The sequence below is a fragment of the Amycolatopsis sp. NPDC059657 genome (assembly GCF_042734395.1).
Classification (GTDB): Bacteria; Actinomycetota; Actinomycetes; order Mycobacteriales; family Pseudonocardiaceae; genus Amycolatopsis.
Genome location: NZ_JBHWEB010000016.1, coordinates 37493 through 61286, shown reverse-complemented (window position 1 = coordinate 61286; position 23794 = coordinate 37493). Strand labels below are relative to the sequence as shown.

20 protein-coding genes are annotated in these 23794 nt (G+C 67.3%); 16 read left to right on the top strand and 4 right to left on the bottom strand.

The features are described from left to right. The first annotated feature begins 152 nt into the window (after positions 1-152). Together ACFV15_RS11450 and ACFV15_RS11445 are read left to right on the top strand one after the other, a co-directional pair. Complete coding sequence (locus ACFV15_RS11450) at positions 153-4580, top strand: DUF6531 domain-containing protein (protein WP_378350113.1); 4428 nt, start codon at positions 153-155, stop codon at positions 4578-4580. A 5-nt stretch (positions 4581-4585) separates the two neighbouring features. Then, positions 4586-5029 carry a hypothetical protein gene (locus ACFV15_RS11445; protein WP_378350112.1) on the top strand — a complete coding sequence of 148 codons (444 nt, stop codon included), beginning with the start codon at positions 4586-4588 and terminating at the stop codon, positions 5027-5029. 543 nt (positions 5030-5572) lie between these two features. Here the strand turns inward: ACFV15_RS11445 and ACFV15_RS11440 are convergent. Together ACFV15_RS11440 and ACFV15_RS11435 are read right to left on the bottom strand one after the other, a co-directional pair. Next, a complete protein-coding gene (locus tag ACFV15_RS11440) occupies positions 5573-5971 on the bottom strand; it encodes a hypothetical protein (protein ID WP_378350111.1) in 399 nt (132 codons plus the stop codon). Continuing rightward, the gene (locus ACFV15_RS11435; RefSeq protein ID WP_378350110.1) at positions 5964-6320 is read right to left on the bottom strand and encodes a hypothetical protein; all 357 of its coding nucleotides are present in this window, start codon (positions 6318-6320) and stop codon (positions 5964-5966) included. The genes ACFV15_RS11440 and ACFV15_RS11435 overlap by 8 nt, the downstream gene beginning before the upstream one ends. Before the next feature lie 453 nt (positions 6321-6773). Between ACFV15_RS11435 and lanKC the strand changes: the two genes are divergently transcribed. From lanKC to ACFV15_RS11415, 4 genes are all read left to right on the top strand, one after another. Beyond that, complete coding sequence (gene lanKC / locus ACFV15_RS11430; RefSeq protein ID WP_378350109.1) at positions 6774-9326, top strand: class III lanthionine synthetase LanKC; 2553 nt, start codon at positions 6774-6776, stop codon at positions 9324-9326. Positions 9327-9365: 39 nt separating this feature from the next. Further along, on the top strand, positions 9366-9515 hold the full coding sequence (locus ACFV15_RS11425; RefSeq protein ID WP_378350108.1) for a SapB/AmfS family lanthipeptide: 150 nt from the start codon (positions 9366-9368) through the stop codon (positions 9513-9515). 110 nt (positions 9516-9625) lie between these two features. Then, positions 9626-11293 carry an ABC transporter ATP-binding protein gene (locus ACFV15_RS11420; protein ID WP_378350107.1) on the top strand — a complete coding sequence of 556 codons (1668 nt, stop codon included), beginning with the start codon at positions 9626-9628 and terminating at the stop codon, positions 11291-11293. Beyond that, entirely contained in the window at positions 11290-13032 is a 1743-nt protein-coding gene (locus tag ACFV15_RS11415) for an ABC transporter ATP-binding protein (protein ID WP_378350106.1), read from the top strand. Before ACFV15_RS11420 ends, ACFV15_RS11415 begins: the two co-directional genes overlap by 4 nt. A gap of 13 nt (positions 13033-13045) precedes the next feature. Here ACFV15_RS11415 and ACFV15_RS11410 read toward each other — a convergent pair whose 3' ends face one another. Next, positions 13046-13558: a serine/threonine protein kinase gene (locus ACFV15_RS11410; RefSeq protein ID WP_378350105.1), complete on the bottom strand. Its 513-nt coding sequence runs from the start codon at positions 13556-13558 to the stop codon at positions 13046-13048. Between the two features lie 233 nt (positions 13559-13791). Here ACFV15_RS11410 and ACFV15_RS11405 point away from each other — a divergent pair, with 233 nt between their 5' ends. From ACFV15_RS11405 to ACFV15_RS11360, 10 genes are all read left to right on the top strand, one after another. Continuing rightward, positions 13792-14448: a rhomboid-like protein gene (locus ACFV15_RS11405; RefSeq protein WP_378350104.1), complete on the top strand. Its 657-nt coding sequence runs from the start codon at positions 13792-13794 to the stop codon at positions 14446-14448. 37 nt (positions 14449-14485) lie between these two features. Continuing rightward, positions 14486-15373, top strand: coding sequence for an SPFH domain-containing protein (locus ACFV15_RS11400; protein ID WP_378350103.1), 888 nt, complete (start codon positions 14486-14488; stop codon positions 15371-15373). Further along, positions 15370-15570, top strand: coding sequence for a hypothetical protein (locus tag ACFV15_RS11395; protein WP_378350102.1), 201 nt, complete (start codon positions 15370-15372; stop codon positions 15568-15570). The genes ACFV15_RS11400 and ACFV15_RS11395 overlap by 4 nt, the downstream gene beginning before the upstream one ends. A gap of 94 nt (positions 15571-15664) precedes the next feature. Further along, a complete protein-coding gene (locus ACFV15_RS11390; protein ID WP_378350101.1) occupies positions 15665-18445 on the top strand; it encodes an EAL domain-containing protein in 2781 nt (926 codons plus the stop codon). Between the two features lie 46 nt (positions 18446-18491). Then, entirely contained in the window at positions 18492-18815 is a 324-nt protein-coding gene (locus ACFV15_RS11385) for a hypothetical protein (RefSeq protein ID WP_378350100.1), read from the top strand. Further along, complete coding sequence (locus ACFV15_RS11380; RefSeq protein WP_378350099.1) at positions 18812-19114, top strand: ribbon-helix-helix protein, CopG family; 303 nt, start codon at positions 18812-18814, stop codon at positions 19112-19114. Before ACFV15_RS11385 ends, ACFV15_RS11380 begins: the two co-directional genes overlap by 4 nt. Before the next feature lie 30 nt (positions 19115-19144). Further along, complete coding sequence (locus ACFV15_RS11375) at positions 19145-19279, top strand: hypothetical protein (RefSeq protein WP_378350098.1); 135 nt, start codon at positions 19145-19147, stop codon at positions 19277-19279. Positions 19280-19403: 124 nt separating this feature from the next. Beyond that, the gene (locus ACFV15_RS11370) at positions 19404-20846 is read left to right on the top strand and encodes a prenyltransferase/squalene oxidase repeat-containing protein (protein WP_378350097.1); all 1443 of its coding nucleotides are present in this window, start codon (positions 19404-19406) and stop codon (positions 20844-20846) included. Between the two features lie 41 nt (positions 20847-20887). Continuing rightward, a complete protein-coding gene (locus ACFV15_RS11365) occupies positions 20888-22066 on the top strand; it encodes a cytochrome P450 (RefSeq protein ID WP_378350096.1) in 1179 nt (392 codons plus the stop codon). Then, complete coding sequence (locus tag ACFV15_RS11360; protein ID WP_378350095.1) at positions 22054-22926, top strand: UbiA family prenyltransferase; 873 nt, start codon at positions 22054-22056, stop codon at positions 22924-22926. The genes ACFV15_RS11365 and ACFV15_RS11360 overlap by 13 nt, the downstream gene beginning before the upstream one ends. Here ACFV15_RS11360 and ACFV15_RS11355 read toward each other — a convergent pair. Continuing rightward, a complete protein-coding gene (locus ACFV15_RS11355) occupies positions 22907-23728 on the bottom strand; it encodes an SAM-dependent methyltransferase (RefSeq protein ID WP_378350094.1) in 822 nt (273 codons plus the stop codon). The two genes, ACFV15_RS11360 and ACFV15_RS11355, sit on opposite strands and share 20 nt — an antisense overlap. Positions 23729-23794: the final 66 nt, after the last annotated feature.

Genomic DNA, 23794 nt, shown 5'->3' with positions numbered 1-23794 from the left:
GCACTTGGTCGGCCGTTGCCCGGGCCGGTTGCACAGTTCGTGCAAGTCGACTTTGTCGCCGATCGGAGTGTCGGGAGTCGTATCAAGGCTTTGAATGTCGGGGAACCGGTTAGGTTCGGATGGCGTCGTAGCGGGGTCGAAGGGGGTTGCGGGTGCCGGAGGGGAATCCACTGGTCGCACAGGCCAAGTCGCAGACGACGGCGGTCACCGGGATCGGTATCGCCGAGTCGGCGGTCGACTTGGCGAGCGGGGTCAAGGACGGCTCGTGGGTCGAGGGTGGGCTTGGCGCGCTGGGCGTGGGCCTGGAGGTGCTGTCGCTGGCGATCGACCCGATCGGGACGTTGGCGCAGTATGGGGTTTCGTGGCTGATCGAGCATGTGCAGCCGCTCAAGGAGGCGTTGGACTGGCTTGCCGGCGACCCGCCTGTCATCCAGTCGTACTCGGATACCTGGGCGAATGTGGCCAAAGAGGTCAATGCGGTCGCCGGGGACTTCGGGAACGAGGCGAAGAACGGCACCGCGGGGTGGTCGGGGCAGGCGGGTGACGCCTACCGCGGCGAGGTCGCGGAGCAGGTGGACGCGATGCAGGGCGCTGCCACGCTGGCCGACGGGGTGTCGACCGGCGTGATGGTGATGGGCCAGGTCGTGGCCATGGTGCGGGAGACCGTGCGTGACCTGGTCGCCGAACTGGTCGGCAAGCTCATCAGCTGGGCGCTCGAAGAGGCTTGCACCCTCGGCTTCGCGACCCCGCTGGTGGCGGTTCAAGCGACCACGGCGATCACGAAGGCGATCAGTAAGGTCTCTGATCTGATCCGCAAGCTGGTCAAGACGATCGGCAACGTGGCTCCGAAGCTCAGGAAGATCATCGACAAGCTCGGTGAGATCATCGAGAAGCTGTCCAAGCTGGGCAAGAAGCTCGGCAAGGGCGGCGGTACGAGCCCCAGTGCGGCGAAGGCCGTGAAGAAGACCGACGGCCCGGACGTCCCTAAGAGCGATACGAGCCCGTCGGCCTCGCATACGCCGGACGAGACAGGGCCGTCGTCGACGCGCAGTGGCGACACGTCGTCTTCGTCGGCGAAGGACAAGACCGGGACGAATCGGCCGAAGGATCCTGACGACACCAAGACCCCCGAGACCGAGCGCCGGTGCGAGAACGACCCGATCGACGTAGTCACCGGTGAGATGGTGCTGGGGCACACTGACATCGAGCTGCCCGGTGTGCTTCCGCTGGTGCTGCGGCGAACCCACGTTTCCTCGTACCGCGCGGGCAGGCTGTTCGGCCGCTCGTGGGCGTCCACTGTGGACCAAAGGCTTGAGTTCGACGAGCAGGGCGTGGTCTTCGTCGCCGAGGACGGGATGCTGCTGGTCTATCCCGACCCGCCGGTCAGCGGCGAGGTCATGCCTGTGGCCGGGCCCCGATGGCCGCTGTGGCGGACTGACACCGGCTTTGCGATCCGGAGGCGGGACAACGGGCACACGCTGCATTTCGCGACCGGTGCGAGCGAAAGCGCGTTGTCCGCGATCGTGGATCGCAACGGGAACAGCATCGAGTTCGACCACGACGAGGCGGGGATGCTCACCGCCGTGCGGCATTCCGGCGGCTACCACCTCGAGGTCGACACCGCAGGCGGACGCGTCACCGAACTGCGGATGCGCGATGCCGCCGTCACTGTCGTCCAGTACGCCTACGGCCACGATGACCGGCTGACCGAGGTGGCCAACTCCTCGGGACAGTCGCTCAAGTTCACCTATGACCTGGCTGGGCGGATCACCCAGTGGACCGACCGCAACGGCGAGTGGTACCGGTATCTCTACGACGCGCAGGGCCGATGTGTGGCGAATGTGGGCTCGGGCGGCTTCCTCAACGGGACTTTCACCTACGAGAACCTGACCACCCGCTTCACCGACGCACTCGGCCACACCACGACGTTCCAGCTCAATGCGGCGCGTCAGATCGTGGCCGAGACCAACGCGCTCGGCCACACCACCACCTGCGAATGGGACGAGCACGACCGCCTGCTCTCGCGCACCGATCCGCTCGGCCAGACGACGCGGTTCCTCTACGACGAAGTCGGGAACCTGGTCACCACGACCCGTCCTGACGGTGTGCAGGTGCTCGCCGAATACGACGATTCCGGCCGGTTGACGACCTTCATCGACCCGAACGGCGCGGTGTGGCGGCAGGAGTTCGACGATCGCGGCAATCTGGTCGCGGCCACCGATCCGGCGGGTGCGACCACCCGGTACCGCTACAACGACCGCGGACACCGGGTCGCGGTGACCGACGCGCTGGGCGGTGTCCGGCGCATCGAGACGAACGACGCGGGCATCCCCGTCGCGATCACCGGCGCGGCCGGCGCGACCACTCGCTATGAGTGTGACCAGTTCGGCCGGGTCGCCGCGATCACCGATCCGCTGGGCGGCACCACCCGGTTCACCTGGACCGTCGAGGGCAAGCTGGTCTCCCGCACCCGCCCGGACGGGAGCGCGGAGCGGTGGCGGTACGACGCCGAAGGCAACGGGGTCGAACACATCGGCGCACACGGCCAGGTCACGCGAACTGAAACCACGCACTTCAACCTGCCCGCGGCGGAGACCGGCCCGGACGGCACGCGACTCGAATTCGGCTACGACGCCACCCTCCGGCTGGTCTCGGTGACCAACGCCCAAGGCCTGCGGTGGCAGTACGACTACGACGACGCCGGAAACCTGGTGCGGGAGACCGACTTCAACGGCCGGGCAGTCACCTACGCCTATGACGCCGCCGGCCGGTTGACCGAGCGGGTCAACGGCGCGGGACAGAGCACGCGGTTCGTCCGCGACGCGATGGGCGCCATCGTGCAGCGACGGTGCGGGGACACCGTCACCACCATCGGCTACGACGCCGCGGGACGGCTGATGCACGCTAGCAACGTCGACGCCGAACTGCGGTATCAGCGGGACGCGCTGGGGCAGGTGCTCGCGGAAACGGTCAACGGGCGAACCGTTTCCTCCACGTATGACGCTCTGGGCCGTCGCGTCCAGCGCCGTACCCCCACCGGCGCCCAGAGTCATTGGGGCTATGCGGCCAACGGCAAGCCGTCCAGCTTGGAAACCGGCGGTCGTACGCTGTTCTTCGGGTATGACCCAGCGGGTCGTGAGGTTGAGCGGCTGCTCGACACCGGCACGATGCTGGCGCAGGCATGGGACGAGAACCACCGGCTCGTCGCGCAAACGGTCAGCGCGGTCAGCGGCGGATCTGCCGCGCAAGCCCGGCAGATCCAGCAGCGGCGGTATCACTACCGCGCCGACGATCACGTATCGGCGATCGAGGACCAGCTCAGCGGCACCCGCCGTTTCGACCTCGATCCGGCCGGGCGAGTGCTCGCCGTCGAGGGCACCGGCTGGCAGGAGCGCTACGCCTACGACGTCGCCGGCAACCTCACACAAGCGACCCGGCCGTCGGCGCCAGGCCAGGATTCCCTCGAGTACGGTGGCACGCTGATCCGCCGGGCCGGGGACATCCACTATCAGCACGACGCACAGGGCCGGATGGTGGTGCGGCAGAAGAAGAGACTGTCGCGCAAGCCGGACACCTGGCATTACGAGTGGGATGCCGACGACCGTCTGGTCGCGGTGACCACCCCCGATCGGACCAGGTGGCGGTATCGGTACGACCCGCTGGGCCGGCGGATCGCCAAGCAACGCCTCGCCCCGGACGGCTCGGTCGCCGAGCAGGTCGAGTTCGCCTGGGACGGTGTCGTACTCGCCGAGCAGACGCATTCGGCGGGCCAGACCACGACCTGGGAATTCGACCCGGCGAGCTTCCGCCCGCTCACCCAGGTCGAACGGGCGCCGGTCGACCAGGAGTGGGTGGACCGGCAGTTCTACGCCATCGTGACCGATATCGCCGGCACGCCGACCGAGCTGGTCGACGCTCATGGGGAACTGAGCTGGCGGCAGGAGAGCACGCTCTGGGGCGAAGTCGTCGGCGCACTGACCAACCGGGCGTATACCCCGCTGCGGTTCCCCGGCCAATACCACGACCAAGAGACAGGGCTCCACTACAACTACCACCGCTACTACGACCCGGCGGCAGGCCGCTACGGCAGTGGCGACCCGCTCGGACTGCCCGGTGGCCCGTCTCCACACGCCTATGTGCACAACCCGATCGGATGGACCGATGCACTCGGGCTGACCGAGTCCGGCGACATCGAGTGGGCCGACCCGGCGGACATCAACTTCTCGCAGCGCACGATCACCCAGAACGAGTACGCCGATATCATGCGCAACGGTGGCTGGGACTGGGAACGGTCGCCGCTGCACGTGATCGAGGTGGATGGGCAGCTCGTGAGCTATGACAACCGCAGGCTGGACGCGGCAAGGGAGGTCGGCCGCCCGGTCGCGATCACGCGGGTCGATCCGGACGCGGTGCATCCCGACTCCACGACCGGGAAGACGTGGGCGGACAAGTTCCGGGAGCGCATGCGCAGCCCACGAAACCGGCTCGACGGCGTACCCGTGCCCGACAACGGACTCAGTGAACGGCCGACGCCGGAAGCGCCGGGATGCGGCGGCGGCAGGAGGCGACGGAGAAGGTGACGGACATGGCGGATTCGCCGATCGTGGCGTTGTGGCGCAAGGGAAAGCTGCCGATCGAGGACGCGATCCACCATGCCTCCGGAGTATCCCGCGAACTGGACGCGAACCCGGAGGCACCGGGCGGATTCGAGCTCGGCGACGAATTCGACCTGGCGGAGATGCTCGCCGAGGACCCCGACTGGGTGTCCGACGTCGATATCACGAACGAGACCCCGATCCCCGGCGGCTTCCTCGTGCGCGGCGAGGGTTCGCACGGCTCGGAGGGCTTCTTCGGACGGCTCGACGCCAAGCGTGAACTCGTCTGGGTTGTTTTCCTGACCGAGTCCAATCCATTTGTGGAAACCACCGTCACCGGTGACATGGCCACCTTCACGTCGAGTTCTGGTGTGTCGATCACCGTGTCTATCGACTGGCGACCTGACCCTTCACGTGTTGATCATGGGGCGTAGTCCGTTTCCGCGGTGCTTGCAGTGACAGTGAACGGCGCCCAACGGTGGCCAATTGCAGCGCTTGCTTAGTGGATCTCCATCATCGCAGGTCAGGGTTTGGGAAACCTGACTGGTAGTGAAGGGGCAGGGGGCCGAGCCAGGGGACGGTCGGGGATTTGGATTGAGCGCGCATAGGCGTCGACCTCACGGTCGGCCCGCGTCGCCGCGTTGATCACCGTACCGGCGTGGCGAGGCCCAGGGCGAGCCAACGTTGGCAGCAAGGCTCTGTGGACCGACCTGCAAGCGGGCCGTGCGGTACGGCGCAAGCCAGGCACGCACGCCATGCTGTGAGCTCGTCCAGCAACCCGTCGACACTGGAGCACAGATGGAGCACTGCACGAGCTGCGACGCGGTCAATCGACTCGACGGAAGCAGTAAAAACAGCAGCTAGAACGCCTGCGAGTAGCAGTCCGACGACAAAGGGGCCGATGAAACCCTACGGATTAAAAGTCCGCAGCTCTGCCAATTGAGCTAACGACCCGTGCGTCCAAGCCTACCGGGCGGTCAAACGGGTTCTGTGCGGTGGGTGCGGCGGAGCCACCAGAGGCCGATGACCGGCAGGACGAGGGGGATGAAGAGGTAGCCCTGGCCGTAGGCCGACCAGACCGTGGCGTGGGGGAAGGCCGCCGCGTCGAAGATGCTGAGGGTGCCGATGGTCAGGACGCCGAGTAGCTCGACCGCGCAGGCGGCCAGCGCTACGCGCCACCAGGAGGCTCTGGCGAGTGCCACTGTCGCGACGACGTAGATGACCGCCGCGAAGGCTGACAGGAGGTAGGCCAGCGGGGCTTCGTGGTACTTGGTGGTGATCTGGACCGCGGCGCGGGAGGTGGCGGCCAGCGCGAAGATGGCGTAGACGGCGACCAGTACTCGGGAGCCGCCTGTGACGCGGGTTTGCTCAGACATGCCAGACCTCGTTCAGTCGGAGGACCATGACCGGGATGGCCAGGCAGGCGATGCCCAGCACGGCCGTGCTGGACCGGCTTCGCTCGGCTAGTGCCCAGATGGTTCCGACGGGCAGTACCAGCAGGGAGCCGATCAGGTAGGCCAGGTAGGTGGCCATGCTCGCGGGGCGCTGGCCGCCGATGAGCAGCACAATGCCGACCACGAGCTGGGCGATCAGCAGTAGCTCGACGATCGCGAGTGCGCCGAGCAGGGCCCGGTCGGGGGCCTTGTTGCGGGCTGACTGGACGAAACTCCAGACAGCTACGAGAGCTGCACAGAGCGCGACCGTCACCGCGAAAGCCGGGATCACAGTTCCTCCATTTGCCACTTCGGGGTCAAAGTACTACTAGGCCGGATGGCCTTCGGTGACCGACCTTCGGCAGGCGTGAATCCGGGCTTGCTCGCGCGTCTTCCCATGCAGCGGCACAGGAGGTGGTACATGCAGGTTGGACGCTATGCTGTAAATAAATCACAAACCACTCTTAATGGCGCATCGCCAATTCGGCATCTCGTTTTTCCTTATGATCGTATGGGCCTGACAGGGCTTTGATTTCGTTTTGTTACACCCCGTCCGGGTGGTTGTGGATCTGTCATTTATTACTGAGCGCAATGTACTCATGGGTAGTAGGCATTCTTGTCTACCCTGATCAGCCCAACTGAACCCCCGAGTTGGCGGATTGGCCAGGAAGCCTCCGGCGTGGGGGAATATTCCTCGTCATCGAGCGGCTTTGATCGCTTGGCTAAGGGGCGGGGAAGGGTTGGCATGGATCTCCGGTACGAAGCGTTTTGCTTCGCCGATCCGTTGTTCTTCGACGAGCAGCGAGAATCCGGGACGCTGGAGGAGGATTACGCGGCGCTGCTGCCGTTGCCGGCCTCGGGGTGGTCGTCGTACGACCGCGGCATCTGGCGTACGCTGGACCCGGACGCCCGATTTTTGCCCTCGCAGGGCTGGAAAATCCACATTTCCGCTGGTCTGGACAACGCGGAGCGGGTGCTCAGGAAGGTGTACGCGTACTGCGTCGAGCACGAGGTGGCGTTCAAGCACCTGCGCAGCAAGGCGATCCTGCTCGCGCGGAATTCCAAATACGCCCCGCGCGAGGGCAGCGGTAAGCTGATCACTATTTATCCGGCGGACAACAACGAGCTGGAACGACTTCTTGTTGATCTCTCTCAAGAGCTCAAGGGGGAGCACGGCGCATATATCTTGAGTGATCTTCGCTACGCGGAGGGGCCACTCTATGTGCGTTACGGCGGATATACCGAGCAGTGGGTCGAGAAGGACGGCAGCCGGGTGCTCGCCATTCGGCGCCCGGACGGCACTTTGGTTCCCGATAAGCGGGAGCCCACCTTCTCCTTCCCTGATTGGGCCGAGCTGCCCGCTTGCCTGGCACCGCACCTGGAGGCTCGCAAGAGCGGCGATCCCTCGCAATTCCCCTACCAGGTGAAAAGTTCCATGCACTTCTCGAACGGTGGCGGGGTTTACGTCGCCGACCGCAAGTCGGACGGGCTCGAGGTCGTCGTCAAGGAGGCCCGCCCGCACGCCGGTCTCGACCGCGACCTGATCGACGCCGTCACCCGGCTGCAGCGTGAGAAGGATGTACTGGAACGACTAGCCGGCATCCCAGGCATACCCGAGGTGTACGAGCACTTCACCGTCTGGGAGCACCACTTCCTCGCCATGCAGTACGTGGCGGGCGACTCGCTGGGCAACTGGCTCGCCCGCAACTACCCGCTCACCCGCCGCGACAAGTCCGAACAGGACCTGCTCGACTACCGAGACCGCGCGCTCGGCGTGATCAACGCCGTCGAGACACTGGTCGGCGCCATCCACGAGCGTGGCATCGTCTTCGGCGACCTGCATCCGCTCAACATCATGATCGACAGCGAGCACGACGACGCGATCTCGCTCATCGACTTCGAGATGGCCTTCGACGCGGACAGCTCCGGTCGGCCGGCGCTCGGCGCGCCGGGTTTCCGTGCCCCCGCCGACCGCACCGGCTTCGACATCGACGGACACGCGCTCGCCGCGCTGCGGCTCTGGATGTTCTTGCCGATCAACACCTTGCTCGAACTGCTGCCCGCGAAGCTTCCTTCGCTGGTCGACTTCGTGCTCCGGCGCTTCCAGCTCCCCGGCGAGTACGGCCAGGTGATCCTCGACGGGCTCGCCAGGCACGACGACCAGCCATCGGTCAGCGTGGCCAACGAGCTTGACCAATCCGAACCCGACTGGACCGTCGTCCGCAAACGGATCGCCACGGCCATCCTCGCGAGTGCGACTCCCGAACGGCACGATCGGCTCTTCCCCGGTGACATCGAGCAGTTCCGTGTCGGCGGAGCGTGCTTCGCGTACGGCGCCGCCGGTGTGCTCTACGCGCTGGACGTCGCCGGCGCAGGCCGATTCCCTGAGCACGAGAAATGGCTGATCGAGTCACTCAATCGCGAGCCGCCGAGCCGTCCCGGTTTTTATGACGGGACGCACGGAATCGCGTTTGTGCTCGAGAACTTCGGGTATACCGAACAAGCAAGCGAACTGCTTGCCTGGTCGGCGAAAATGGTGGACGAGACCAATGATCACGCGCTCGAAGGCGGGCTCGCGGGTATCGGTCTCACCCAGCTTCATTTCGCGACCAGTCGAGGAGACAACGAGTTCGGCAGGCAGGCGCTCAACACTGCTGTTAAACTTGCTGAGGCACTGGAAGTCGCTGAGCCACCAGGAAAGTTCGGTCGGGCCGGGTTGATGAACGGCTGGTCCGGATCGGCTCTGCTGTTCATCCGGCTGTACGAACGAACCGGCGAAAAGGCCTGGCTTTCCTTCGCCGATCAAGCTTTGAAACGTGATCTCGAAGAATGCGCGACCACCGACGACGGATCGCTTCAGGTCCGTGACGGTGAAAAGCGGACACTGCCTTATGTCGGTGTCGGCAGTGCGGGCATTCTGATGGTTGCCGAACAATTGGCCAGGCATGCGCCCGACGCGGAAAGCCTGGCCAGCTTGCCAGGCTTGCGGATGGCTTGCCGAGGCGAGTTCGTCATCCATCCAGGGCTGGTGCTCGGGCGGTGCGGTCTGATGACGGCGCTGGCCATGGACCAGACCGGCGGTTCACGCGATGCCGTCGACCTGCACTTGTCCAGGCTGTCCTGGTATGCGTTGCCGTACAAGGGCGGGCTGGCCTTCCCAGGCAACCAGCTGCTCCGGTTGTCGATGGACCTCAACACCGGCGGAGCGGGCGTGCTTCTCGCGCTCGCCGCCACTTTGGACGGGAAACCCGTGCTGCCGTTCTTCAGCGGCACCCCGTCCTCACGAACTGCCGGCTAATTGTGGCCGGTGGAAAAAGGATCAACGAAGGGAACCACCATGGAACTCGTTCTCGACCTGCAGGCTCTGGCCACCCCCGAGCTCTCCGAGGGCATGGGTCACAGTGGTCACGGTGGCGGCGAGCCGAGCAACCTGTCGCTGCTCGCCTCCTGCACCAACAGCACCATCTCGCTGCTGACCTGCCACTGATCCTGGTGTAGGTAACCGGCGCGGGAGCGGCACAGGCCAAGTGCGCCGCTCCCGCGCCTTCATTCTGCTTTAAGTAAAAGCTTAACGGCACCTTCTTGAGAGGTTCTCAGATGACGGGACCCGGTGATCGGCTGCTCGCCGAGGTCGCCTGGCTCGATCGGACCCGCCTCTTCCTCATCGTTCTGGCCTCGCTCGTCGCCACCGCGGCCGGGCTGCTGCTGCCCGGTGCGCTCGCGGCCGCCGTGGACGCCGCCGTCTCCGGCAGGCCCAGCTGGCCCGAGGTCCTCTGGCTGCTCACGCTCGGCGCGGCCGAGATACTCGCTGACGTCATCGGCGGCATCTGGTCCATTCGGGTCACCAGCTCCGCGACCGCCTGGCTGCGCCGCAAGCTCACCGATCGGCTGTTCGCGCTCGGCACCCGTTCCCCGTTCGCCGAGGGCGACGCCATCAGCAGGCTCACGAGCGACTGCACCGGCGCGGGCGCCATCGCCGCGATCGTCATCCAGCTCTGCACCGCCGTGCTCATCTCCGGCGGCGCGGTGACGCTGCTGGCGCTGCTCGACTGGCGGCTCGCTGTCGTGTTCCTCGGCAGCATCCCGTTCGCGTTGTTGCTGGCGCGCACGCATCTCAAGCACACAGCCGATGATGTCCTTACCTATCAACAGGTCTCCGGCGAAATCGCCGCCAGGCTGCTCGACGCCGTCGGCGGGCTGCGTACCATCGCGGCCGCCGGAATCGCCGACCGTGAAGCGGAGCGTGTGCTCCGCCCGCTGCCCGAGCTGAGCGGCGCCGGCCGCGGCATGTGGCGTACGCAGGCGCGGATGGTCTGGCGGTCGTCGCTGCTCATCCCCGCCGTCGAGATCTGCGCGCTCGCGGCGGCCGGATTCGGTGTGCTGCAAGGAAGACTGACCATCGGCGACGTGCTGGCCACCCTCGGTTACGTGGCGCTCGGGATGGCCATGATCACCCGGATCCCGCTGCTCACCACGCTCGCGCGCGCTCGCTCGTGTGGCGAGCGGCTCGCCGAGGTACTCGACTCCCCGGTGCCGGAACCCGGCACGAAACGCCCGCGAAACGGCCAGGGAACCGTTGAACTGCGGCAGGTCACGGTCGCCGGCGCGCTCGAAGAACTCGACCTGACCGTGCTCGGCGGCACCTATCTCGCGGTGGTCGGCCGATCCGGTTCCGGCAAGTCCGTGCTGGTCGAGGTGCTCGGCGGACTGCGGCCACCCGACCATGGCCAGGTGCTGCTCGACGGCGTCGCGCTCAGCCAGTTGCGCACCGAGGAACTGCGCGCGGTCGTCGGCTATGCCTTCGAACGGCCTGCTTTGCTCGGCGCGACCGTCGCCGAAGCCGTCGGCTACGGCTCGTGGGCCGGTGACGGCGCGGTCGAGGACGCCTGCCGCCGCGCGCAGGTGCACGACGTCGTCGTCCGGCTCCCGCTCGGCTATCACACGCCGCTGACCGAAACCCCGCTCTCCGGCGGCGAAGCGCAACGGCTCGGCCTCGCCCGCGCGATCGTGCACAACCCCAAGATCCTCATCCTCGACGACGCGACCGCCAGCCTCGACACGGTCACCGAAGCGGCCGTCGAGCAGGCGATCGAGAGCGCGCTGCCCGGCCGCACGCGCATCGTGGTCACGCACCGCGCGACGACCGCGGCCCGCGCCGATCTCGTCGCCTGGCTGGAAGACGGCCGGGTGCGCGCGGTCGCGCCGCACCGGACGCTGATGCGGGAACCGGGGTATCGCGCGGTGTTCACGGAGGACGACTCGTGACCGTTCACCAGCTGTACGGCACCGCGCTCGGCAAGCAGTGGCGCGGCGGCCTGATCCTGCTCGGCTGCTCGATCCTCGAAGGCGTGCCCGCGTTCTTCTCCGGCCGTTTGGTCGAACTGGCCGTCGACCGTGGTTTCGGCGCGGGCGCGCCGCTGGTCGGCATGGCCTGGCTCGCGGTGTTCGGCGCGGTCGCGCTGCTCGGCGCGATCGGCTCGCGGCTGGTGTGGCAGCAGCTCGGCAAGGTCGTCGAACCACTGCGTGACGCATTGGTCGAGGCCGTGGTGCGCGGGGTGCTGCACGATCCGGCGCCGCCGCGCAACCAGCCGGACGCGAGCGGGGTCGCGCGGATCACCCAGCATGTCGAGGTCGTCCGCGACGCCACGGCCGGGCTGCTCGTGCAGGCACGCGGGATGATCGTGACGACGTTCGCCGCGCTCGCCGGTCTCTTCACGGTCGCGGGCGGGCTCGCCTGGCTGGTCGCGGCGCCGGTGCTCGGCTCCATCGCGATCTTCGCCTGCCTGCTGCCTTCGCTGGCTCGGCGCCAGCGCGCGCTCGCGCTGGCCGACGAACGGACCGCCGAGACCGCGGGCACCACGCTCGCCGGTATGCGTGACGTCGTCGCGTGTGGCGCGGAGGCGACCGCGGTGATGGCGTTGCACAACACGGTCGACGCGCAGGCGGCCGCGGCGATGGCGGTCGCCAGGTCCAGCGCGCTGCGGACACTCGTGATCTCGATCGGCGGCTTCCTTCCGCTGCTGCTCGCGTTGCTGGTCGCGCCCGGCATGGTCGCGGCGGGGACGATGACCGCGGGCGCCGCGCTCGGCGCGCTCGTCTACCTGGCCACGACCATGCAGCCGGCGCTGCGCGGGCTCGCCGCGACGGCCGCGACCGTCGTGCTCAGGTTGCTGGTGGCGTTGCGGCGCCTCGCCGAGACGGCGGAGATCCCCGAGCCGGTCGACGGCCGCGAGGAGCCGTCGGACGCCGTCGTCAGCGTGCGTGAGCTGACCTTCGGCTGGGGCGAGCACGCCGAGCCGATCGTGCGCGGGCTCGACCTCGACCTGGCCGCCGGTGACCATCTCGCGGTCGTCGGCCCGTCCGGTATCGGCAAGTCGACATTGGCCGGGTTGATCACCGGCATGCTCGAACCGCAGGAAGGCCGCGTGCTGCTCGGCGGCGCGCCGGTCCGTGACACCCCGGCCGAGCTGCGGCACCGGCTCATCGCGCTGATCCCGCAGGAGGCGTACGTCTTCGCCGGGACCGTCCGCGACAATCTCGCGCTGTTCGCCCCCGACGCGACCGACGACGAGCTGCTCGACGCCGCGGACGCCGTCGGTGCCGGTGACCTGCTGGCCAGGCTCGGTGGGCTGGACGGCGAGATCGGCCATGGCCGCGAAGGTGTCACCGCCGGTGGCGCCCAGCTGCTCGCGCTCGCGCGGGTCTACGCGACGCCCGCGCGGATCGTGCTGCTCGACGAGGCGACGTCCAACTTGGACCCGCGCGCCGAAGCGAGGGTCGAACGGGCCTTCGCCGCACGCGGCGGGGTGCTTCTCGTGATCGCGCACCGGCTTTCGTCGGCGCTGCGCGCACGCCGCGTGCTGGTGATGGACGGCCGTGAAACCGCGCTGGGCCGTCACGAAGACTTGCTCAGGAATTCCCCGCGCTACGCCGAAATGATGCAGGCGTGGACCGCGCCGAGCCCGAGTCCCCGGCCGCGCGCCGGAGTGCCGCTCGCTCGGTAGCGATCGCCGTTTTTCAGCAGAACAGCGGCCAGAGGATGCACGGCTTGGTGGTCGGCGTCGGCGAGCTCGACGGCGGCTTCGGCGAGGACGGTGTCGGTGAGCCGGTGGTCGACGGGTCGTCGTTGCGAGTGCTGGTGGTGCCCGTGGTCGGCGTGCCGCTCGTCGGGACCGAGGTCGTGGTGGCCGAGCTGCTCGACGACGTCGGGTGCGTGCTGCTGGGGCCGGAGCCGTGCCCGGCGCCGGTCGGGTTGTCGTCCGTCGTGGTGGTCTCGCTGATCGGCGTGGCGTCCCCGCCCGCGACGCCCGAGGTGCGCGACGGCATCTCGACCATGGTGATGTGCTCGGTGTTGTCGGCCTTCTCGGAGGCCGAGCCGAGGCCGACCAGCACGGCGGCCGTGCCGCAGCCCATGACCACGGCGACCATCACGGCCACCACCCGCCAGCGTGACCGCGACGGCGGCGGGGGCGGCACCTGCGCCCAGCCCTCGCGCGCGAGCAACTCGGAAACCGACACCTCGTGCTTCACGCGGAGTCCTTTCCAGCCGATGGGTCATCGTTGCTGCGGGCGCGACACGCCTTTTTATCGAAAAACACCGAGTCGTGGGAGTAGTTCGGCCAAGATTAACCAAGATCCAAGCTCACCCGGACGGGTGAAGAATAACTAGTCCTTCTGCCCGTGGGTGACAGGCCCCACAATCAACGTCCACCGGCCGGGTGACATCACAGTGGATTCACGGTGGAACCAGCCACTCTGAATAGGTGCTCGACCAGCTGGAACGCCCGCGCCTCGCCAAGTTCGTCCCCACGCCGCGCGGCACCCCGTTCACCTTCTGCTACCTCGTCGTACTGCTCGCGACGACGCTGGTGGTCCGCCTCGCCGATCCGGCGCTCACCGCACAGCTGCTCGCGCTTTCCAGCACCGACGCGCACAACCTCTGGCGCCGCCCGTTCCTGGCGTTGTTCGCCAGCGCTTTGTGGGTCGGCGGTGATCATTGGCTGCCCTATTTCTTGATCTTCAGTTTCCTGGTCGCGCCGCTCGAACGGCGTTTCAAGGCGCGCCGCACGGCGGGCGTTTTCTTCGCGGGGCATGTGCTCGCGACGTTGCTCACCGAGCTGCCGGTGATGTGGGCGATCAGCGTCGGCCTGCTGCCGAAATCCGACGCGCACTGGCTGGACATCGGCGTCAGCTACGGCTTCTTCACCACGGCAGGCGCGCTCGTTTTCCTGCTCGCCCGGCGGCGGTGGCTGGCGGTCGCGGCGCTCGAGCTGTTCGTGCTGGAGATCTATCTGGCCGACGACCCGTCGAGCCTCGAAGCCGGCATCACGCTGGCCGGTCATGCCATCGCGGCGCACTTCGGGCTGCTCTGCTGCGGGCCGTGGTTGAAGAGAGGGCTCGCGCGTTCCCCGAAAAAGTGATATCACTTTGCTATCACCAACTGAGGGGAAGAAGATCATGAGCCAGGTTTCGATGCCACGCCCGCAGATCCACGAACGCCAGGCAGGCGGCATGCCGGGGTTGCCTGCGCTGGGGCTGTCGCTCCTCGTCATCGCGGGTGGCGGGCTGCTGATCGCCGCGCAGATCAACGTGCCGACGACCGTGATCGGCGCGGTGATCGCGGGCGTCGCGCTGTTCTGCACCAGGGGACTGACCATGGTCGCGCCAGGTCAGGCGCAGGTACTGCAGTTGTTCGGCCGCTACCAGGGCACCATCCGCGCCGATGGGCTCCGCTGGGTCAACCCGTTCACCGTGCGGCGGCCGATCTCGACCAGGATCCGCAACCTGGAGACCGAGCAGGCCAAGGTCAACGACGCCGACGGTAACCCGATCGAGGTCGCGGCCGTGGTCGTCTGGCAGGTCGAGGACACCGCGAAGGCGCTGTTCGAGGTCGACAGCTTCGGCGCGTTCGTCGCCATCCAGGCCGAGACGGCCGTGCGGCACATCGCGGGCAGCTACCCGTACGACGCGCACGAGGAGAACAAGCTTTCGCTGCGTGACAACGCCGAAGAGATCACCGCGAAGATGTCGGCCGAGATCTCCGCGCGTGTCGAGTCGGCGGGCGTGAAGATCATCGAATCGCGCATCACGCGGCTGGCGTACGCCCCGGAGATCGCGCAGGTGATGCTGCAGCGTCAGCAGGCGGGCGCGGTCGTCGCGGCGCGCACCAAGATCGTCGAAGGCGCGGTCGGCATGGTCGAGCTGGCCCTGCAGCGGCTCTCCGAGCAGCAGGTCGTCGAGCTGGACGAGGAGCGCAAGGCCGCGATGGTCAGCAACCTCCTGGTGGTGCTGTGCGGTGACCGCTCCACGCAGCCCGTCGTCAACGCGGGGTCCCTGTACCAGTGACGGAGCGCAAGAAGATCCTCTTGCGTCTGGACCCCGCGGTACACGACGCTCTGGCCCGGTGGGCGGCGGACGAGCTGCGCAGCACGAACGCGCATCTCGAGTTCCTCCTCCGCCGGGCCTTGGCGGAGGCGGGCAGGCTGCCCAAGGATGTGGGAAAGATGCGAGGTCCCGGCAGGCCGCCGAAGGATTCTGACTAGAGGATGTCCTGATTCATGCCGAACCCCTAATCTGGACCCTTGAGCCAGGTGTTGGTCTGGACCTCTTGGGCGAAGTGAATGGATCGGATGGGCTATGGAGGCTGATTTCCCCGACGGGCAGCTCGCCGTCGGGAGCAGGCTCAGCCGCGGCATCGTCGCGGACCTCTCCCTGTCCACCGAGTCGGCCGTGATCTGGTCGCTCGGCCTCACCGACGGGACCGTGTCCTGGCTGCCGGGACTCGAACTCGTGCTCGGCATGCCCGGTTCGTCCGAGTACGAGGTACGCGCGCGGCTGCTCGAGCTCATCGAGCCGCTGGTCGGCGCGGCCCGCGCGCAGGACGACGAGCAGGACCTGGAGCTGGAGCAACGCTTCGAGACCCCGTGCGGCGCGACGCGCTGGGTGCGTTTCCGCGCCCGCTCGGTCCGCACCGGCGGCACGTACAACCTGCTCGGCATCGCGGCCGACGCCACCGCGCGGCACGAGGACAAGCGCGCCATGGCGGACCTGACCGACCGCTACCGGCTGCTGGTCGAGCTCAGTCCCGACGCGATCATCGTGCACGAGGACAAGCGGCTGGTGTACGTCAACTCCGCGGCCATCCGGTTCCTCGGCGCCACCTCGGCCGCCGAGCTGCTGGGCAAGGAGATCACCGAGATCGCCGACCAGGCGTCGATCCCCGGCATCCTGAAACGGCTCGAGTCACTGGTCGCGCCCGGTTCGATGACCCAGCCTGCCGAGGCGGTGCTGAAGCGGCTGGACGGCGGCACGCTGAGCATCGAGACGGTTTCGGTGCGCACCACCTGGGAGGGCAGGCCGGCCTTCCAGGTGATCATGCGTGACATGTCGGCCCAGCGCGCGGCCGAAGCCACCTTGCGCTACCAGGCCGCTCTGGTCAGCCATGTCAGTGACGCGATCATCGCCACCAGCGTCGACGGGGTCGTGACCAGCTGGAACCCGGCCGCCGAGGCCGTGTACGGCCGCTCGGCCGCCGAAGCGGTCGGCCGCCGGGTCGACGAGGTGGTCGGCGCCGCGCTGGATCCGCTGGCAGTGCTGCTGGCAGGTGGCGTCATCCAGGCAACGCACCGGCACGTCGACGGCAGGGCGCTGGAGGTCAGGGTCTCGGCCGCCGAGATGAACGACGGGTACGTGCTCGTCTGCGCGGACGAAACCGCGCGCAGGCGGGCGGAGGAGCACTTCAAGACGGTCGTCGCGTCGCTCGACGAAGGCGTCGTGGTGGTCGGCCCGACCGGGCTCATCGAGTCGGCCAACCCCGCCGCGCAGCGCATCTTCGGCATGCGCGAAAGCGACCTCGTCGGCATCGAGTCGACGTCACTGGAGCTGTACGACGAACGCGGCAAACGCATCCCGCCCGAGTCCTACCCGGCGCAGGAGGCCCAGTGCAAGATGACCTCGCGCAGCCGCCGCGTGGTCCGCGTGCGGCGTCCTGACGGCCGCAACGTCTGGCTGTCGCTGACCTCCCGCCTGCTCGATTTCGGCGACACGGCGCCGGCCTCGGTGGTCACCTCGTTCACCGACATCACCGAGCGCCGCGCGATCGGCGAGCGTCTCGAACACGAAGCCACCCACGACCCGCTGACCGAGCTCGCGAACCGCACACTCGTGCTGTCCAGGCTCAGCGCGGCGCTGCGACGGCCCGGCCGCGCCGACATCACCACGGTGCTGTTCATCGACCTCGACAAGTTCAAGGTCATCAACGATTCGCTCGGGCACAGCGTCGGCGACAAGGTGCTGCGGATCGCGGGCGAGCGACTGCACCGCGCCGTCCACCGCGAGGATCTCGTCGGGCGCCTCGGCGGCGACGAGTTCGTGGTGGTCACCAGCGGCATCGTCGACCCCGCCGAGATCAGGGCGCTGGCCGAGCACCTGCGCGAGTACCTGACCGAGCCGATCACGGTCAACGGCAGGCAGCTCCACATCGACGCCAGCATCGGCATCGTGATGGCCGACTCCTGCGACGGCCGCACCGCCGAGGACCTGCTGCGCGACGCCGACGTCGCCATGTACCAGGCGAAAACCCTCGGCCGAGGCCGCTACGAGTTCTTCGACGTCGAACTGCGCGAGCGCATGCAACGCAGGCTCCGCCTCGAGCAGGACCTGCGCGACGCGCTCCCGAACGAGCAGTTGTGGACCGCCTACCAGCCGGTCGTCGACCTGCAGACCGGCCGCATGGTCGCGGTCGAGGCACTGATGCGCTGGAACCACCCCCAGCACGGCGCGATCTCCCCGGTCGAGTTCATCGCGCTCGCCGAGGAAAGCGACCTCATCAACGTCATCGGCACCCACATGCTCCGCAGCACCACCCGCGAACTCGCGGCCCGCCGCGCCGAGCACGACATCGACATCCACCTCAAGGTCAACCTCTCGGTCCGCCAGCTCGACGACCCCCAGCTCGTCCCGGTCGTCCAAGACGCGCTCGCCACCACGGGCCTGCCCCCGAACGCACTGTGCCTCGAGGTGACCGAGAGCGCGCTGATGCGCGACCACGTCGCGGCCGCGGAGATACTGAGCTCCTTGCGCGAAGTCGGTGTCCGCCTTGCCATCGACGACTTCGGCACGGGCTACTCGTCGTTGGCGCAGCTCCAGCGCCTGACGCTCGACACGTTGAAGATCGACCGTTCGTTCATCACCGGCATCGGCACCTCCCGTGACGCCGAAGCGATCGTCACCAGCATCATCGCGATGGCGCACGCGGTCGACCTGACGGTCATCGCGGAGGGCGTCGAGACCCAGGATCAGCTCGAGATACTGCATGACCTCGGCTGCGATCAGGCCCAGGGCTTCTACCTGGGCAGGCCGTCGCCCGCGGACGACCTCTTCCCGAACGTCGCCTCGTTCCGCTGTCACGTGTCGTAACTCTGAGTATCACTACTGCTACCCTGGGCGTCAGGGTTGTAGGTGCTTGTGTGACGATGTATACCGGAGCTACGAGCTGTGGTGGCCTGACGAAGAAGCTGAGCACATTCGAACCCGAGACATCCGCTATCCCGGCGCACTGAACATCGAGCCGGAGCGGACGGTCGAGGCAGCGGCCGACCCGTGCCGGGTTGTTCGTGATCCTGATCCGAAAAGTACGCGTGGTGCTGTCCGGCTCATCGGGTTCTCGGCAACAGCCGGGGTCGTCCTGACCGTGATTCTCGACGCGGTCGACCATGCGGGGATCACTGCCTGGAAGACCCGGGGCGCCGATCTTCGTGAGTATGAGGAAGGAGTTGGTCGAGCATGACTGACGAAGCAGATCGGGCGCGCCGGAGGGCGATCCGTGCTGAGTATGCCGAAGAGGAAGCCGAGGCTGGCGAAGCTGAAGCACTCGAGAGCGCGCAGACTGTGCTGTCCGTGCGGATTCCGAAGCAGCTCGCCGAAGAGTTGAAGGAGCAAGCCGCCGCCGAGCACATCGGCACGTCGGCGCTGGTTCGCAAGATTCTCACCAAGACTATCCATGCTCGCCTTGAAGAGCCGCCGCTCACCGAGGAGCGCGTCGAGATGATCGCCCGTCGCGTCTTTCGTGAGTTGCGAGAAGGCTGAATCCGCCGCTGTCACGTGTCGTAACGCTGAGTGTCGATCCGCGAGGAGTATGCGGAAGAAGAAGCCGCGGCCGCCAAAGCTGAGACCATTGAAGCCGCGCCGCTCACCGAGGAGCGCGTCGAGGCGATCGTCCGCCGCGTCTTCCGGGAGTTACGAGAAGGCTGAATTCGCTGCTCCAAATGGCTCATCTAGGGCTCTGCCATTTGCCTCGAATACTACGTTGAGTATTAGCCTGATTACGGATAGATCAAGCTGAACTCAGGGGAGGCTCGTCGTGGGTCCGTGCACGATGACGTGGGTACGGGAGCAGGCGTCGGCTCTGGTCGCCGAGATGACGGGCGATCCTTTCGGGAGTTTCTCCGCTTCGGTCTACGAAACCGGGCGGGTGGTCTCGCTGATGCCGTCGCTCGACGGACATGACGAGCGAGTCCGCTATTTGCTGCGGCAGCAGCGTCCTGACGGTGGCTGGGGCGGGCCGGGGCTGTACGGGCTCGCGCCCACACTCAGTGCCATCGAAGCTTTGCTGAGACAGCCCGGTGATGCTGCGCGTCACGCCGCGCAGCGTGGGCTCGAATCGTTGGTGGACAACGGAATGGTGCCCGACACGGTCGCCGTCGAGATCATCGTTCCCGGCCTCGTGCAAGAGATCAACGCCCAGCTCGGCAAGGCGCTCGCCGTGCCGGGCGGGATGACCGTCGAGACGCTCGCGAAGCTGCGCGAGATGATGGACCGCGGCCTCGCGCTGCCGGCGAAGCTGCTGCATTCCTTGGAGGCCTTCGGTTCCCGTGCGCGCGGCGCCGATTTCGTCGAGGCGACCGAATACGGGGTCGGCTGTTCGCCCGCGGCCACCGCGAGCTGGCTGGGTGACGGGCAGGCGCACCCGTATCTGTCCGCCGTGCAGCACCCGGAAACCCGCGCGGTCCCGGTCGCCGCACCGCTCGCGGTGTTCGAACGTGCCTGGGTGCTGTCCACATTGGCCGGTGTCGGCGTTCCCTGCACGGTACCCGGCGATGTCGTCGACTGGCTGGCCGCCGAGTTCGGCGAATCCGGTGTCGCCGGCGGGGTCGGGCTGCCGCCGGACGCGGACGACACCGCGGCCGCGTTGCACGCGCTCGCCAAGCTGGGCCGTCCGCGCTCCGCGGACACGTTGCGCGGCTATCGGGTCGAGGACCATTTCGCCACCTTTGTCGACGAGCGCACCCCGTCGACCACTACGAACGCGCACGTCCTGCAGGCGTTCGGCGCTTCGCGGGAAGGTCACCACGAGGTCATGGCCAAGCTCGCGTTGTGGCTGCGCGACCGCCAGGAACGTGACGGCAGCTGGCAGGACAAGTGGCATGCTTCTCCTTACTACGCAACGGTTTGCTGTGCGGTGGCGCTCGCCGAGCATGGCGACGAGGTCACATCGGGTTCGGTGCGCGACGCCGTCGAATGGGTGCTGGCGAACCAGCGGGCGGACGGCTCGTGGGGACGCTGGGCGGGCACCTTCGAGGAGACCGCGTACGCGGTGCAGATCCTGTTGCGCACCAACGTTTCACACGACGCGATCCCGGCGGCCGCCGCGCGTGGCTGTGAATTCCTGTTCCTGAACCAGGACGCCGAGCACCCGCCCCTGTGGCATGACAAGGATCTCTACACGCCATTGCGGATCGTGCGAGCAGAGGGATTGGCGGCCATGTACCTCGGGCTCGCCAATGCCGGCGTCGCGCGATTGCTGGCGTTCGCGAGATGAACACCGCCGAATTCCGGTTGGCTTTTCGCACGCTGCCTTTCTTGAACGCGCACGCGGACAACAAGGACGGCGTGCTGGAACTCGCGCCTGCCCGATTGCTGGTCTGGAATCCCGCTGCCATCGACGATATTTTCCACACCGATCAGAGACTCGGACATCCAGGTAGCCGGACGATGCGATCGGTGCTCGGCCATAAATCCTTGCTGTGGACCGAAGGCGCGCGGCATCTCGCCTACCGTCGCGCGCTCGGACCGGCGTTGCGCGGCAAGCGGCTGGCAGGCTATCGGGGGCTCATCTCGGAAATCGTGCAGTCGTCGATCGGCGCGCTGACCGAAGGCCGGGTGATCGCGCTGGCTGACTGGACTCGCGCGGTCGCGCTGCGGGTCATGGCCGGCATTACCGTCGGGCGCGACGGCGAGGCCGTGCTCGCGCCGTTCACCGCCTGGATGGACCAGGCGCTCGGCTCGCGCGGCCGCACGCTCGCCTACCGTTACCTACGCGGAAGTCTCCCGTCGTCCGGAGACGAGCTCGACCGGCTTCTGGTGCGGAGTGCGAAAAATTCTTCGGGTTCGCTGGCATCGCTGCTCACCGCTGGCGAACCGCCGCTGGGCCCGCTCGACGACGACGAGTTACGCGATCAGCTCGTCTCACTGCTGTTCGCGGGCCACGAGACCACGGCGTCCGCGATCGCGTGGACGTTGTACTGGCTCGACCGTAATCCTCGCGTGCGGCAGGACATTGTGGACGAACTGGAGTCCACAGTGGATGACGGCGCGACGGCGGCCGAGGTGCCCTTGTTGCACGCGGCCGTGCTTGAAGCGCTGCGGTTGACTCCACCCGTTCCGGCGGCCGGAAACCGGGTGTGCACCGAAACGGGTGAGGTCGGCGGCACGCCGGTGCGGCGGGGAACGGTGCTCACACCGAGCATCTACCTGGCACATCATCGCCGTGACCGGTTCACGAACCCGCATGGATTCGAACCGGGACGGTTCCTCGATCGGAGGGTGGCGCAGAAGGACTTCTTCCCATTCGGCGGCGGCATCCGGCATTGTCTGGGTAGTGAACTCGGGCTGATGGAGGCCAGGATGGTCGTCGCCGCGGTGCTGCGTTGCCGCGAGTTGCGCTGCGTCAATCCGGCGGCGGGTGTGCCGAGATTGCGTGGTCACGCGATGGCGCCGTCGCCGAAACTGCGGATGAAGGTCGTCGCGTGTCACGCGTAGCCGGTGCGGTTCTGGTGGTGCACCGCCTGGAATTCCCGCTCCCCGTCAGCTATCTGTGTTACGCCGTGTGGGGAGCCTGCCTCGCGCGCGGCGACATCGGGATCTTCACCGAACCACTCGTCTACGTGACGCTGCTCGTGAATCTGCTGCTGATGGTCGGCGGCCTGGCGCTGAACGTCGCCGTCGACCTCGAAACCGACCGGCGTCAGCCCGGAAAGGACTATCTCGCCGGCGCGACCTTGCGGCTCGGCCGAACGAGGGTGCTGCAGTTTTCGATCGCCGAAACCACGGTCGCGCTGGTGCTCGCCGGGCTCGTCGCGGTGTGGACGAATCATTGGCCGGTGGTGGTGTTCGCTGGCACCACGGCGTTGCTGCACCAGCTGTACAACATCGATCCGTTCCGGTTGAAGCGGAAAGTGGCCGGGCCGTTCGTGTTCGGCGCTTCGATGGTCCCGTTGCCCTGCCTGCTGGCGTACAGCGCGTTCCGCGTGGACTTCGAGCCAGCGCTGTGGCCGTTCCTGCTCGGGGTCTGCTCGCTCAGCGTCGGCCGGACGATCTGGTGGTCGGTGCCGGACCACGCGGTCGACACGGCGACCGGCTTCACCACCCCGGCGGTCCGCTTCGGCAGCGCGGGCGCGCTCCGGATGGCGAGCCTTTCGGTGCTGGTCGGCACCGCGCTGCTCGGCTGGTCGCTGTGGTGGTTCTACGGTCCCGCCTGGGCGGCGATCGGCATGGCTGCGCACGTGATCTTCCTGCTGCGGATGACTTCCAGCATCTATCCGCGGCACATGCTCAAGCACACCATGCCGATCGTGATGCTCGGCGACGTCGCGCTCGTGGTCATCCCACTGATCGCATAGCCCGCTTCCGCCCGAGGCCGGCATGCACGTGCGCGCGGTCCGGGTTGTGCCCGACCTCGTCTTCCGACGGCCGCCACAGCGGCACGGGTACGACACCAGGCTCGACGATTTCCATCCCAGTGAAGAACTTCGCGAACTGTTCGCGTCCCCGCAGGGTCACCGCGGGCGGTTGCCCGAACATCCGGCTGAACATGTTGAGCCCCTTGTCCAGCTCCTCGTGGTCCCCGAAGTGCGACAACCCGAGATAGCTGCCAGGGCACAGCGGTTCGACATAGGACGAGACGAGCCTGCGTGGATTTTCGGTGTCAGGGAAGTTGATGAGCATCTCGATCATCAGCACGGCGACGGGTTCGGCCAGGTCGATCAGCTGCCCGAACTCGGGAGCGCCGAAGACGGCGTCGGGTTCACGGATGTCGGCGCACAGGTACGCGGCGTTTTCATTGCCGGCCAGCAGTTCCCGCCCCTCGGCGGCGATGCCGGGATCCGAGTCCACATAGACGACCCGCGTCGCGGGCGCCAGCGCCTGCGCGATCTCATGCACATGTCCCGAGGCGGGCACTCCCGAACCGAGGTCGACGAACTGCCGCACCCCATGCCCGATGAGGTAGCGGACCATCCGCGCGAGCAACGCGCGTTCTTCTCTTACCAGGTAGGGAACATGAGGCGCACACACCGCGATGTGGTTGGCGAACAGGAGATCGCCGTCCCCGTGGTGGGCGCCTTCAAGCCAGCAGTCATTGATCCGCGCGATACTCGGGTGCTCGGGCGCATGGCCGTCAGCAGCCGCAACAGGTAGTGCCACTCCAGGTACTCCTCTTGCACAAAGTTGCCGCCACCCTATCCGCCCCCGCGAAACCCATCCACCCCA